The organism is Flavobacterium sp. ZB4R12 (assembly GCF_048276375.1).
In the GTDB taxonomy this organism is placed as follows: domain Bacteria; phylum Bacteroidota; class Bacteroidia; order Flavobacteriales; family Flavobacteriaceae; genus Flavobacterium; species Flavobacterium gawalongense.
This window is the reverse complement of the sequence record NZ_JBLNKS010000001.1, coordinates 288914-303888: the sequence shown is the minus strand read 5'-3', so window position 1 is coordinate 303888 and position 14975 is coordinate 288914. Positions and strand designations below refer to the sequence as shown.

General features: G+C 34.2%; 12 protein-coding genes. 4 read left to right on the top strand and 8 right to left on the bottom strand.

All coding sequences use genetic code 11. From position 1 onward, the window contains the following. Window positions 1-44: 44 nt before the first annotated feature. The 7 genes from pstB to ACNO7W_RS01205 all read right to left on the bottom strand — a co-directional run bounded on the left by pstB (window position 45) and on the right by ACNO7W_RS01205 (window position 7355). On the bottom strand, window positions 45-803 hold the full coding sequence (pstB, locus tag ACNO7W_RS01235; RefSeq protein ID WP_143387550.1) for a phosphate ABC transporter ATP-binding protein PstB: 759 nt from the start codon (window positions 801-803) through the stop codon (window positions 45-47). 42 nt (window positions 804-845) lie between these two features. Further along, complete coding sequence (gene pstA / locus ACNO7W_RS01230) at window positions 846-1790, bottom strand: phosphate ABC transporter permease PstA (RefSeq protein WP_417936708.1); 945 nt, start codon at window positions 1788-1790, stop codon at window positions 846-848. Between the two features lie 2 nt (window positions 1791-1792). Beyond that, a complete protein-coding gene (gene pstC, locus ACNO7W_RS01225) occupies window positions 1793-3004 on the bottom strand; it encodes a phosphate ABC transporter permease subunit PstC (protein WP_417936707.1) in 1212 nt (403 codons plus the stop codon). A gap of 74 nt (window positions 3005-3078) precedes the next feature. After that, window positions 3079-3912, bottom strand: a complete 834-nt coding sequence (locus ACNO7W_RS01220) for a phosphate ABC transporter substrate-binding protein (protein WP_417936706.1) — start codon at window positions 3910-3912, stop codon at window positions 3079-3081. Between the two features lie 40 nt (window positions 3913-3952). After that, window positions 3953-5245, bottom strand: a complete 1293-nt coding sequence (locus ACNO7W_RS01215; RefSeq protein ID WP_417936705.1) for a porin — start codon at window positions 5243-5245, stop codon at window positions 3953-3955. A 299-nt stretch (window positions 5246-5544) separates the two neighbouring features. Next, on the bottom strand, window positions 5545-6615 hold the full coding sequence (locus ACNO7W_RS01210) for a sensor histidine kinase (protein WP_417936704.1): 1071 nt from the start codon (window positions 6613-6615) through the stop codon (window positions 5545-5547). 56 nt (window positions 6616-6671) lie between these two features. Continuing rightward, window positions 6672-7355: a response regulator transcription factor gene (locus ACNO7W_RS01205; protein WP_143387556.1), complete on the bottom strand. Its 684-nt coding sequence runs from the start codon at window positions 7353-7355 to the stop codon at window positions 6672-6674. 176 nt (window positions 7356-7531) lie between these two features. On the opposite strand from ACNO7W_RS01205, the gene ACNO7W_RS01200 reads away from it, so the two are divergent. From ACNO7W_RS01200 to ACNO7W_RS01185, 4 genes are all read left to right on the top strand, one after another. Then, window positions 7532-10333, top strand: a complete 2802-nt coding sequence (locus ACNO7W_RS01200) for a TonB-dependent receptor domain-containing protein (RefSeq protein WP_417936703.1) — start codon at window positions 7532-7534, stop codon at window positions 10331-10333. Between the two features lie 195 nt (window positions 10334-10528). Further along, window positions 10529-11719, top strand: a complete 1191-nt coding sequence (locus ACNO7W_RS01195; RefSeq protein ID WP_417936702.1) for a hypothetical protein — start codon at window positions 10529-10531, stop codon at window positions 11717-11719. A gap of 117 nt (window positions 11720-11836) precedes the next feature. Next, window positions 11837-12175 carry a T9SS type A sorting domain-containing protein gene (locus ACNO7W_RS01190; RefSeq protein WP_144064819.1) on the top strand — a complete coding sequence of 113 codons (339 nt, stop codon included), beginning with the start codon at window positions 11837-11839 and terminating at the stop codon, window positions 12173-12175. Window positions 12176-12330: 155 nt separating this feature from the next. After that, window positions 12331-13395, top strand: a complete 1065-nt coding sequence (locus ACNO7W_RS01185; RefSeq protein ID WP_417936701.1) for an acyl transferase — start codon at window positions 12331-12333, stop codon at window positions 13393-13395. 280 nt (window positions 13396-13675) lie between these two features. On the opposite strand, the gene tyrS is transcribed toward ACNO7W_RS01185, so the two are convergent. Further along, the gene (gene tyrS, locus ACNO7W_RS01180; RefSeq protein ID WP_417936700.1) at window positions 13676-14968 is read right to left on the bottom strand and encodes a tyrosine--tRNA ligase; all 1293 of its coding nucleotides are present in this window, start codon (window positions 14966-14968) and stop codon (window positions 13676-13678) included. Window positions 14969-14975 lie beyond the last annotated feature (7 nt).

Below are 14975 nucleotides of genomic sequence, written 5' to 3'. Positions count from 1 at the left end.
TCAAAATACGCTTTTTAGAAAGTCTATTTCTATTTATATACCTTTTATCCAAATCTTCCTGTGATATAATCTTCAGTCTGCTTTTGTTCTGGTTTGGTAAATATAGTATTAGTTTTACCAATTTCAATCAATTCTCCCAAGTAAAAGAACGCAGTATAATCACTGGTTCTTGCAGCTTGTTGCATGTTATGGGTAACAATTATTATTGTGTACTGTTCTTTCAACTCATGAACTAATTCCTCTATTTTTGAAGTAGAAATAGGATCCAATGCACTCGCAGGTTCATCCATAAGAATAATATCCGGGCTTACCGCCAAAGTTCTGGCGATACACAAACGCTGTTGTTGTCCACCTGAAAGACCCATTGCGGAATCATCCAAACGATCTTTCAATTCATCCCAAATAGCAGCCTGGCGCAATGAAGTTTCAACGATTTCGTTTAACTGTGCTTTGTCTTTTATCCCATTAATTTTAGGACCATAGGCAATATTTTCATAAATAGATTTTGGGAAAGGATTTGACTTTTGAAAAACCATTCCAATTTTTTTTCTAATATTTACAACATCTACGTCTTTATTGTAAATATCCACCCCTTCAACCAGCATTTCACCAGTAATTTTCACACTCGGAATAAGATCATTCATTCTATTGATGCATCTCAAAAAAGTAGATTTACCACAACCCGAAGGTCCTATTAATGCAGTCACTTTATTCGCCGGGATTTGCATTGAAATTTCCTTTAAGGCCTTTTTATCACCATAATATAACGATAAATCTTTAACCTCTATTTTTATATCTCTCATGTTTTCTTTATTAAATCTAAAATAATTAGGTTGTCTTTGGAATTATTTTGCTCTTCTTCTAATTCTTGATCTGATGATTACCGCAACCAGATTTAATGATAAAGTAAGAATTAATAATACCAATGTGGTTGCGAACTGAATAGGCATTGTTTTCTCTACATCCGAAGATTGTGTGGACATAATATAAACATGATATCCCAGATTCATAAATTGATCGCTCAAAGATTCCGGCAAAGTGGCTAAATAATAGGCCGCTCCTGTAAATAAAATAGGAGCAACCTCTCCTGCGCCTCTACTCACGGCAAGAATAGTTCCTGTCATAATTCCAGAGATAGAACCTGGAAAAACTACTTTTTTAATGGTTTGCCATTTTGTAGCTCCCAAAGCCAAACTGGCCTCCCTTAATTCTCGGGGGATCGTTTTTAAGGATTCTTCCACAGAAACGATAATCACAGGAAGCGTCAATAATGCCATAGTCAAACTTGCCCAAAGAATATTAGGCTGTCCCCAATGCAATTCACCATCATTGAAAGCAGAATCCATTCCTGTTCCAACAAATTGGACAAAAAATCCAAGTCCGAAAAGACCAAAAATAATAGAAGGCACTACTGCCAATGTTCTAATTGAAAATCGTACTGCTGCAGCAAATTTTGAATTTTCTTTGGCATATTCCGTTAAATAAATGGCTGTTATAGTTCCAAAAGGAACTGCCGCTATCGACATGACAATAACCAATATAAAAGTCCCTATCAAAGCAGGAAAAATACCTCCTTTGGTCATTCCATCGGTTGGAAAGGAACTTATAAATTCCCATGAAAATTTTTCACGCCCTTGGTAAATAATAATACCTAAAATTATAAACAAGATGGCAATAATTAAAAGAACTGCGATTTGTGTCAATCCGACAACTGCGTTTTCTTTTATATTTCCACCCGTTTTTTTAGTCTTATAAAACGGGTTTTCTGATACACTGATTGCTTTTTCCATGTTTATTTACCTTGGAATTTTTTAATTAATTTTCCTTTAACATAAAATTCTGCCACTGCATTTAATATAAATGAAAAAATGAAAAGCAAAGACCCAATAAAAAACAACACACTATAATGGGTTTCCCCAAAAACAGTCTCCGCCATTTCTGAACCAATTGTCGCAGCAAAAGTACGTACACTTTCAAAAGGATTTGCAGACAAAAGTGCTGCATTCCCTGTTGCCATTAATGCAATCATAGTTTCGCCAAAAACTCTACCTATACCTAACAATATAGCAGCAAAAATACCTGGAGTTGCAGCGGGAAGAATCACAAAAAATGCAGTTTGTGCCTTACTCGCTCCCAGCGCTAAACTGGCCTCGGTAAATGTTTTAGGGACTGCCGATAAGGCATCTTCTGAAATAGTATAAATAATTGGAATAGCCGCTAATGCCATAGCAACACCTCCTATAAAAGCATTCAATCGCGAATCATATCCAAAAATATCCTGAAAAAAAGTGGCCAAAACCATCATCGCAAAAAAACCAATTACCACTGATGGAAATGCCGCTAACATTTCGATAATAGGTTTTATGATTTCCTTTCTTCTATTAGAAGCAAAACATGAAGTGTAAACCGCTGCTAATATTGCCAAAGGACCTGCAATCAATATGGCAATTATAGTAACTTTTAAAGTTCCAACAAGTAATGCCAACAAACCAAAACGTGGATTATCGGAAACCGGAACCCATTCTGTAGAGAAAAAAGTACTCCAGGTTCTATCGGCTCCTTCTTTGTTTTCTGTGGCTTTTTCATCAATGATAACTTCCTTACCCGTTGCTGTTTCTGGGTTCAAATCTTCGGTTGGAGTCCCATAGGTATCAGGCTCTAGTTCTTCCGAAGTTTGTGTTTCTTGAGTTACTGGATTTAAATCTTCAGTAGGTGCTCCGTATGTCTCTGGCTGAATTTCTTCTGTTGAAGTTTCCGCTCCCTCATAGCTTTCTACTTTTACATCCGAAGTAGTTTGTATTTCGGTTTTTACTTTGTCTTTTTTACCAAAACTAAATAACGGCATTGATTCTTTGAAAACAAAAATAAATATCAAAAAGATAATGGCTATCGACAAAAAAGCTACAAAAGAAATAACTTTCTCGGCTAGGAACTCTGAAAGTCTAAATTGTTTTTTCAAACTCTCTTTGGTGAAAATTTGTTTACTTGGAAGTGGAGAATTCATTTAATTAATTTAAGAATTCATAAATTTTTAAAAAAAATCCCTCCATAATTAAAGAGAGGGATATTTTATAGTTTTTATTTTACGGGAAAATATCCTACTGTTGTAATCATCTTTTGACCTTCTGGACCCAAAATCCAATCTATAAAAGCTTTAGTATCACCTGTTGGCTTAGATTTCAAATACATGTACAAGTATCTTGAAATTGGATAAGTTTTGTTTTTTATGGTTGCAGCAGTTGGCAAATACCCTTTACTTTTAGCGTCTTTCTTAACTTTACAATCTTTCACACCTTCAGCATAAGCAGCACCACCATATCCAATACTATATTTGTCTTTTTTTACTGCATTCACGATAGCTGCTGTTCCTGGTAAGGTTTGACAGGTAGGAGAAAAATCAGTTTTGACTACATGCTCTTTAAAAAATTCAAAAGTACCTGAACTACTCTCTCTACCATACAATTGTATTTTGGCATCAGCACCGCCTACTTGTTTCCAGTTTGTAATCTTTCCGGAGAAAATATCTCCTAACTGTTGTATTGTCAATTCCGAAACCGTGTTTCCTTTGTTAAGGAAAACTGACAAACCATCTTTGGCACATGGAATTTCAACAGCATTTTTTTTGTATTTCGCTTTTATTTTTTCTAATTCAGACGGTTTTATAGGACGACTTGAATTTGCGATATCAGTAGAACCATTGATTAATGCCGCAAGACCTACTCCTGATCCGCCACCAGTTACTTGAATTATTGTCTCTGGATGTTTTTTCATATATGCTTCAGCCCATTGTTGTGATAAAATTACCATCGTGTCTGAACCTTTAATTGTTATTTTACTCAATGAAGTAAACGAATACCCAATAGCCATTATGACCAATAAGATTGCTGCAATTTTTAATTTTGTTGTTTTCATTTTTTTTTAATTTAAATAATATGTTTTTATTGTTTTTTAATTAAAAGTTGAACTGAGCTTGTAATCTCAATAAATTTCCTCGTTGTCTGTTATTAGGTAGCGCGCTATCTTCAAACGTTCTATCAGCAATTACCCATTCTGCTACCAATTCAAATGCTTTATAAGGCTGCCATTCTATTCCTAATTCGTAATCTCTTACCACATAACTTCTGGCATCTTTCTCAAATTTCTTTCCTCCATCATAATATTGGAATTTAGCAAAAGGATAAATATATTGATGTTTAGGCAAGTCCCATTTGTAATTTAAAGTCACATATCCTCCTTCTAAATCAGAAGATTCTACCGTATTAGTCAATTTATCATAGCGAGGTCCTTTCCCGATATTATATTCCGCCTGAACTCCAAATGGCTTAGGGTAAAGAATAAATGAAGCCGCAACCCTTTGGTCTATTGTATACAACTTATCTGGCGTAGTCACTCCTGTAGAAAGCTCATTAGTAAAAGCCCATTTCCCAGTGTAAGCTTGTATGCCCGGCTCTATAATTTGACCTCCTACCTCAAATGGATAACTTACTCTTGTCACTACATGTAAGTTTCTATTTGCTTCAGACTTGTTTGCCGTTTGCCCATTATATGCCCCAAACGCAAATACTCCATAATCCCCGGAACCTTTGTATCCATCTTTTACCAGCATTGCAAAACGATCCCTGATTTTACTAGGAGCCCAGTAAAAAAACACTCCTAAATCTCTTTCATTGGCAACGGCACTATTCATGGCATCATTACGATCTAAAGTCAAACGGTTTTGACTGGATTGTAAATTTTCAAATCCAAAAGGCACTTTACTTTGTCCAATTCTTAAACGAAACTCTTTCTTGGTATCAAATGACAAATCAAAATACGCATCTCTAATTTGAGCAAAATTATTCACCCCGGATGTCGGAGAACTTGCAAAGTCCGGTTGAATATAAAAATACACATTAGGATGAATTTGTCCTGAAAATATGATACGGGCTCGTCTTATAAAAAGACCATTATTCGATTTTGCATCGATTGCCGTTGATGTAGTTCCCCAAGATTTGTCACATTGATCACACGAAACTTTATCATTAGAAGAAAACAATCCGTTGTATCTTACCTGCACGTAACCCCTGATTCCTATATTATCGTACCAATGTTCCTTCTTAACCTTCGTTTTTTCTTCTGCTACCCTAACTTTATTTATAGAGTCCAAAACACGAACCACTTCTTTTGTGACTTCATCCTTCTTCACCTCTTGTGCATTGGCTATACATGATAGAACAACCAAACCTGCAAATAAAATTTTTTTCATCTTTGTTATATGATTTAATTTTTTGCAAAGGTCACGCTAGTATGTTAAGCTAATGTTAACAAATTATTATGTTGGTGATAAATTATCGTTTCGTAAAGGTTTCCAATCCTATTTTACAGGATTTTTTTTAAATTTTTTAAACTTAATTATTGATTTTAAGTAATGAGATTGAAATAATGTCATATTTGTTTTTTAACTCAACCTCAGTCTTTATTGAGGGTTTGACATTATAATATGCGACAATATATCGTTCCTATTACTTAATTATTGATTTTAAGTGATTTATTTTAATTTTTGTCCTATTCTGATTTTTTCAATCTGGCCTTCTCAATTGTAAAGGAAAATTCCGATCCAATTCCAAACTCGCTCTCCACATATATTTTTTCTTTATGTGCTTCTATGATATGTTTCACAATCGCTAATCCTAAACCAGATCCTCCTTCTGAACGTGAACCACTTTTATTTACTCTGTAAAAGCGTTCAAAAAGCCTTGAGATATTTTGTTTCTCGATTCCTTCACCATTGTCTGTTATTCGAACCAAGACCTTTTTCTTTGTCAAATTGACGATAGCGACTTCTGTAAGTCCGCCTTCTTTACCGTATTTTATTGAGTTCACAATTAAGTTTTCGACAACTTGCTGTATCTTATCTTCATCTCCATGCACTAGAATAGGCTGTATCCGATCATTTTCAAAAGCCAGTGTAATTTTCTTTTTATCTGCTTTCATTTCCAGTAAATCGAAAACATTTTGCACTAATTCCACGATATCAAATTCAGAAAAATCCAGATTCAAATCACCCGATTCCAATTTTGTAATCATATCTAAATCTTCGACAATGTAGATTAATCGCTCTACTCCTTTCTCGGCACGTTTTAAATATTTTTTTCGAACTGTTTTATCATCCATCGCTCCATCGATAAGCGTAGATAAATAACCTTGCACAGTGAATAAAGGCGTTTTTAATTCATGAGAAACATTGCCAAGGAATTCTCTTCGATATTCTTCTCGAACCTGCAACATTTCTATCTCCAATTTTTTATCGGTGGCAAATTTCTTAACTTCTCGCGTCAGCGTTTCCATATCGGTAGTAATAGGCTGATTGATAAACGAACTGGATTCCAGCAAGGAGACATCATCGTATATTTTTTTGACACGCCTGTAAATAAACCGTTCGACACGATATTGTAAAACCACAAAAGAGAATAAATAAATGATGACAAGAGAAACGATTCCAAACAACAGTAAATTATTGACTTTGGACCCAAAGAATAGTAAGACCATTAATACGACAAATCCAGTAGCAAAAAGGCTAATGAACAAAGCAGATTTTATGGCAAATTTATAGGTTTTCTTAAAATTTATTTTCATTACATTTATGCCTCGCTTTTAAAGCAATTTGTTATTCTTGTAAAAAGCATATCTAATTACACTTCAAATTTATAACCCACTCCTTTAATCGTTTTGAAAAAATCTTCTCCAATTTTTTCACGCAATTTTCTAATATGCACATCTATGGTTCTTCCGCCAACTACGACTTCATTCCCCCAAACTTTATCTAGAATCTCATCGCGTTTGAATACTTTTCCTGGTTTTGAAGCCAACAAGTAAAATAATTCAAACTCTTTCCGAGGCAAAGCTATTTCAACATTGTCTTTTCTTATTTTATATTCTTCCCGATTGATCTCGATTCCTCCTACATTAAGTGTTTCACTATTTTGCTCTTGCTCTTTCAAGCGGCGCAACAAAGCTTTCACTTTACTGACCAATAATTTTGGTTTAATTGGTTTTGTAATATAATCATCTGCACCAGCATCAAAACCGGCCACTTGCGAGTAATCTTCACTTCTTGCCGTCAAGAAAGTAATAATCACATTATTCAGTTCCGGAATTTTTCTAATATTTTCACAAGCTTCCATACCATCCATTTCCGGCATCATTACATCCATGATAATAAGGTCAGGCAATTCCTTTTTAGCTTTTGCTATTGCTTCTTTCCCATTAGCCGCCGTAACGATTTGATACCCCTCTTGAGCGAGATTATACCCTACAATTTCTAGAATATCCGGCTCATCATCTACTAATAGAATCTTCGTATTTTTTTTCTTCATAAAGCCCAAAAAATTATTTTTGAATTGTAAATGTAACAATAAATGAGCTACTGAAAAGGAGTTAACGATAATTTAATGTTCTGTTCATCTTGCAGTGCAAAACAAAACACAACCATAACAAACAAGTAACTTACGTTTTACATTTAGTCCATTACTTTGCAAAAAATTAAAACACAATGAAATTCAAATTAATATTTTTTACGTTATTAATAACAGCTATTTCTTTTTCACAGAATAAAGGTACGGTTTCTGGAATCCTAACAGATAAAGACTCAAACAATCAATCATTGCCATTTGCAAACGTACTTATAAAAGGAACCAATATAGGAACCAATACTGACATTGATGGCAAATACGCCATCGCTATTGCACCTGGAAATTATACTGTTCAATTCAGCTTTGTTGGTTATGAATCTGTAGAAATCCCTGTAACGGTAACAGCAAATGAAACAGTAACTTTGAATCAAGCAATTGGTTCCGGAAGTTACAAACTGGAAGACGTTATTATAAAAAATACGGCAAGTAGAGAAAAAGAAACAGCATTATTGCTAGACCAAAAGAAAGCAGTTGTTATCAAACAAAGTATTGGAGCCCAAGAAATGGCTCGTAAAGGAGTTAGCGATGTAGAGGAAGGTTTGACAAAAATAACCGGAATTACAAAAGTAGGCTCAAGAGGTTTATTTGTACGCGGACTGGAAGACCGATACAACAACTTACTGATAAATGATCTAGCTGCGCCAACTAACAATCCTTTCAAAAAAATTATTCCATTAGACTTATTTTCTACCGATATTGTAGGTGTTATTGAAGTATACAAAACTTTTAACCCAAACATTTATGGAGATTTTGCCGGAGGAACTTTTAATATACAGACATCTAAAGGTTCGAAAAGCGTAACTAAATTAAATATTGGAATTGGCTACACTGTAAATAACAATTTAGAAAAGTTTTTAATTTCTAAAGATGCTAATTCTACCAAAGGATTATTTGGCTTGACCGGAAACGACAGAAAACTTCCAGGATTATTGGGAAACACACCTTCAAGTTACACGCTTACTGCAGATCAATCTTTGAGATCTTTTAAAAGTGGATTTGATGTTTCAAAAATCAATAGTCCTTTAAATTCAAGCATTGGCTTGCTTCATTCCGAAAAATTTAACCTGAAAGACGATAAGACTTTTTCTTACTTACTTTCCATCAATTTTGATAACAATTATTCTATTAGAAACGGAGTAGAAAGAACGTTCACTAACAATCCTTCCGGATTTACTTATAGAAACGACTTCGACAATACGGAATACCGATATAAAACATCGTTATCTTCTTTGGTAGGATTAAATTACACTACAGACAGACTGAAACTTTCTTATAATACTCTTTTCATCAGAACTACTGAAAATCTAGTTAAAGATCAATTTGGAGTAGCTGATTCAAACTCAAGCAACAATAACACTTTAATTAGAACCAATCAATTAGACGAATCTAATTATTTAAACAACCAGTTATTGGGTGAATATGCATTGAATGAAGATAAAACTCAAAACGTAAAAGCAGCAGTTTCGTATGCGATTACTAAATATGCGCAACCGGACAGAAAATTCTTTTCAGGAACAAGATCAGGAACAGAAGATATTTTAGTTTCTGTTGCTGGAAATAATTTCATCAAACAATACTTAGATATTTCTGGTGATTCTTATTTTTCAGGATTAGCAGAGTACACTTTGAAATTTGGCAAAACTGAAAAAAATAATATTTTCACAGCTGGATATAATGGCAACATGTCTGACATGACCTCATCCTATCGTTTTATCACACCAATAAATAACAGCGCTCCAAATAGCTTCACCACACCATTGAATACTGTAGACACTCAATTGAATAACTACATCGCTTCAAATGCTGTTAGTTTTAGAGAAAGTTCTAATGCAACGTATCAGGCAAAATTAAAGGAATCCGCTAATGCCGTTTATGCTAACTTACTTTACAAATTTGGAGAAAAATGGGAAGTAAACGGAGGAATTCGTTTAGAAAGCACCATGCGAGAAACCAAATACAGAACTCAAGGTTCTTTCTCAGATCCATTTAAAACTTTAAAATATGACAACTTGTATGTTTTACCTGCTTTGAATGTAAAATATGGTTTGAATGAAAATTCGAATCTTCGTTTTGCCACTGGAAAAACATATACAAGACCAGTTGTAATGGAATCTTATCCTATTGAATATATCAATGCTGATGGAACTTCGACAAAAGGAAATCCATTTTTAGAAAATAGCAACAACTACAATGTTGATTTAAAATACGAATTGTTCCCAACATCAAAAGAAGTTGTTGTATTAGGATTGTTTGGTAAAAAAATTGATCAACCTATTGAAAGAACATTCATCTCTAATGCTGCGAATTCAACCATCACGACCTATTTAAATTCTGACAATGCCGTTTTATATGGAGCAGAAATTGAATTCATATTAGATTTTGCAAGAATTAACGAAAGTTTATCTGATTTCTCTTTTGGGTTTAACACTTCTTTGATGCACACAAAAGTAGATGTGAAGCCAACCACTACTGATAGTGACGGTAATGTGACAACATCAATCGAAACTTTTAGAAGCAGAGAACTTCAAGGAGCTTCAAAATGGTTAATCAACTCCGATTTAAAATACCAATTTAATTTAAGGGAATCCTGGAACAACACGGTTTCATTAGTTTATTCTGTATTTGGAAAGAGAATTTATGCAGTGGGAACAGGAGGATTAGACCATATTTATGAACTACCGGTTCAACAATTAGATTTTATTTGGAGTAGCAAATTATCAGATCATTTCGATTTAAAATTTAGTGCTGATAATTTACTTGATCCTATTCGCAAATCTGAACAAGGAAATAATGGAACCTCTTCCATTGTAGAACAATCAAACATAACAAACAGTTATAAAAAAGGAAGAGGCTTCTCAATAAACTTAGGATACACTTTTTAACATAATGCTTAAAACCAAAAAGCTCTAATTTATTTAGAGCTTTTTTTATGCTTAAAACTCACATAACACACTTAACATTCTCTTCACATTTTGGTATTTTTTTAGTAACCGTATTGTAATATTCAGCTAACACCCTTTATGAAGTTATCCTATAATTTTGACAAAAATAAAAAACAATAAATAATACAATAAACTATGAAAACTAAATTTTTTGCTTTAGCACTTGCTACAGGGTTATTTCTAAATTCTTGCTCAAGTAGTGATGATCCAACTCCTGTTACACCACCGGCAACAGGCGAAATCACAGGTACAATAACCGCAAATAAAACTTTTGCATACGGAAATTACACTTTAAAAGGTATTGTTAAAGTTGCTTCAGGAGTAACAGTAACTTTCGAAGCAGGTTCTACAATTACTGCAAACAAAACTACTGGAGACAACGCATTAGTTGTTTTAAACGGTGGAAAATTAAACATTAGCGGTACTGCTGACAAACCAGTTGTATTTACAGAAGCATCTGCAACTCCAGGTTCTTGGGGAGGAATCATCATGTACGGTGACGCTCCAATCAAAGCAATTGGTGGTGTGACTACTTCAACTTCAGAAGATGGAAACGCTTTACCATACGGAGGAACAAATGCTACTCACAACGGAGGTTCATTAAATTATGCCAGAGTTGAATATGCTGGAGCAAAATTAGCTGATGGAACAAAAGAAAATAATGGATTTACATTTTATTCAGTAGGTTCAGGAACAACATTAGATCACTTAGTTTCTTACAAAGGTGCTGATGATGGATATGAATTTTTTGGAGGAACTGTAAGTATGACAAACGCTATTTCCTATGGGAACTACGATGATGCTTTTGACTGGCAAGATGGATGGCAAGGTCAAAACAACTCTAACTGGTATGCATACCAAACTGGTAAAGGGAATTTCGGAATGGAGATTGAATGTTCAAATAATAACAATGCATTCTGGCCAAAAATAACTAACATCACTTTAAAAAGAGAAGCAGGATGTGTACCAGAAGTTGCTGGTGATGTTCAAGTTGATGCTTTCCAATTCAAAAAAGAAGGAAATGGAGATTATAGTAACATCATTATCTCAGGATACGGAAATTATACTGAAGGAACAACTGTTTACAATGGTGCAGCAGTAAAAATCCAAGATGCCACTACAAATACAAATCAAGTTAATGGATCAAAATTAAAATTAACTAATGTGACTATCTCTTCAACTACTCAAGTTGTACCTGTAGGAGCAACTTCTGCAATTGTAGTTAATTTCCCAGTTGGTAATTTTACATCAAGTACATCTGCAACAGGTGCTTCATTAACTGCTGGTACATGGGCAACAGTTGGTGGCACTAGCTTGATTAAATAGTTTAAAACTAAAAAAGAATAAAATATATTACCTAAACACCTCTTTTTCTGAGAGGTGTTTTTTTTGTGGTACAGTATTTGAAATATTTTTTATATATTTACATAACAAATATTTATCATGGCAAAAAACTACTTTTATATTATTATCTTATTGGTTTTTTTCTTTTCTATGAGCCTCACCGCTCAAGAAAATAAGCAACAGCCAAGAACACAAGAAACTGCTTCGATAGAGGGTCTAAGCTTGTACCCAAACCCCGTAAGCAATGGTAAAGTCTACATTTCTTCAAAAAACGACTTAGACAAAGAAATAATTATCTTTGATGTTTTAGGAAAAAAAGTACTCCAAACAATGATTAGTTCAAGAGAACTAAATGTCTCAAATCTTACTCCAGGTGTTTATATCATCAAAATAAATGAAAATGATGCATCTGCTACGAGAAAATTAATTGTGCGATAATAATTATCACTGACAAATTCAAAAGCTCCAATTCTGTTGGGGCTTTTTTTATAATAAAACGCGGCTGGTTTTTACCAAATGGAGTAAAGCGCTTGCAAAGACTTTGAGTGGTAAAGTGCCTACAAATTTTTTACTTACTTTTGTAAAAAAAATTCTTGATTACAACTACCGATATATTTGCCATTTCAAGCCAAAAGCAATTTGAAAAAATAGCCTTAAAAGTGTTTCGTTTTCAATACGAAAACAACTTGGTGTATCAGGAATTTTGCGATTTTCTAAAAGTCGATGTACAAAAAGTAAAATCATTACATCAAATTCCCTTTTTACCTATTCAGTTTTTCAAAAGTCATCAAGTAGTTTCTAATGCAAACGCGATTGAAGAAACATTTACGAGTAGCGGAACAACCGGAATGATCACCAGTAAGCATTTAGTCACTGACGCTTCCGTATATGAAGAAAGTTATCGAAAAGGATTTTCTCAGTTTTATGGAAACATCGAAGATTATGTTGTCTTGGCATTGCTCCCTTCTTATCTTGAAAGAGAAGGCTCGTCATTGATTTACATGGTTGAAGATTTGATTGCACTTTCCAATCATCCGGAAAGCGGTTTTTACCTTCACAATCATGATGAACTTATAGCGAAACTAATTGCTTTAGATCAGGCAGGACAAAATGTCATTTTAATTGGTGTCACTTATGCTTTATTAGATTTGATTGAAACCCTCAATGGAAAAAGTTCTTTTTCAGATAAAAAAAAGAGGGTTCTTGATGACCTTAGGCAAACAACTGAACTTTCAGAAAAAAAACACCAATTCCAACTGCAAAACACCATAATCATGGAAACGGGTGGAATGAAAGGCAAACGAAAAGAAATGATTCGGGAAGAATTACACGAACAACTGTGTAAAGGATTTGGCGTTTCGGCGATTCATTCTGAATATGGGATGACCGAATTATTATCCCAAGCGTATTCTTTAGGAAATGGCGTATTTGAATGCCCTTCGTGGATGCAAATCCTCATTCGCGATACCGAAGATGCTTTGACCTACATTCAAGACGGAAAAACAGGCGGAATTAACGTAATCGATTTGGCTAATATCAATTCCTGTTCTTTTATCGCCACGCAGGATTTGGGTAAAAAAAATCCCAACAACTCTTTCGAGGTATTGGGACGTTTTGATAATTCTGATATTCGAGGTTGTAACCTAATGGTTCTTTAAAGTTTATCGAGTTACTTACTTAAAGACTAATATTAAGTCTAATGAACTCAAACTTTATTGTTGTTTTTAACGACTGTAAATACTTTAGAGCATCATTAACAAAATGAAATATTTGCATTTTAAAGAAAAACACACCCCTAACCCCTCTCAAGAGGGGAATTCGCCTCTGCTAACATTTAACCTTTAGTTGTTTGTTAAGTAAATAAGTCGAAAAGTTTATTTGGTAATTTGTTTATTCGGTTAATCGGTTAACCAAATCAACGATTAAACGAATAAGCTATTAAACCACTCTAACGACAAAATAATTTTTCTTGCCACTTTGTAACAACACAAATTGATTGTTGATTAAATCTTTGGCAGAAAGCACAAAATCTTCTTTTATTTTTTCTTTATTTACGGATATAGAATTAGCAGTCAAAGCACGTCTTGCTTCTCCATTAGATTTCATAAAACCTGTTTTTTCGTTCAAAACAGCAATGATATCAATTCCCGCTTCAATTTCGTTTCTTGTAATTTCTGCTTGAGGAACACCTTCAAAAACATCTAAGAAAGTCGCTTCGTCCAATTGTTTCAAATCATCTGAAGTAGAATTCCCGAACAAAATATTCGAAGCTTTAATAGCATTTTCTAAGTCTTCCTTAGAATGCACCATTACCGTAATTTCTTCTGCCAAACGTTTTTGTAACAAACGTAAATGCGGCGCTTCTCTATGTTTTTCAGTTAAAACCTCAATTGCTGAATTCGATAAGAAAGTAAAAATCTTAATATATTTCTCCCCATCAACATCCGATGTGTTCAACCAATATTGGTAAAATTTATAAGGAGAAGTTCTGGCTGAATCCAACCAAATATTTCCCCCTTCTGATTTTCCAAATTTTGTTCCATCCGCTTTTGTAATCAACGGACAAGTCAATGCATATGCTTTTCCACTTGCAATTCTACGCACTAATTCCGTACCTGTGGTGATATTTCCCCACTGGTCACTTCCACCCATTTGTAGTGTACAATTTTTATTTTTGTACAAATGTAAAAAGTCATATCCTTGAACCAATTGGTACGTAAACTCCGTAAATGACATTCCTTCGGCAGCTTCAGAAGACAAACGTTTCTTTACTGAATCTTTCGACATCATATAATTTACCGTAATGTGCTTTCCAATATCCCGAATGAAATCAAGAAATGAAAAATTCTTCATCCAGTCGTAATTATTCACTAACTCTGCTGCATTTGGTGCATTGGAAGTAAAATCTAAAAAACGAGCCAATTGACCTTTTATAGCTTCTTGATTGTGACGCAAAGTCGCTTCGTCAAGTAAATTTCTTTCATTCGATTTTCCTGATGGATCGCCTATCATTCCTGTTGCACCACCCACTAACGCTAATGGTTTGTGTCCGGATAGTTGAAAATGTTTCAATAACATTACTCCAACTAAATGTCCAATATGCAATGAATCGGCAGTTGGGTCAATTCCCACATACGCCACACGCATTTGTTCCATCAAATGTTCTTCTGTACCGGGCATAACATCGTGGAGCATTCCTCTCCAAGTCACTTCTTCAATAAAATTCTTCATCTTTTTT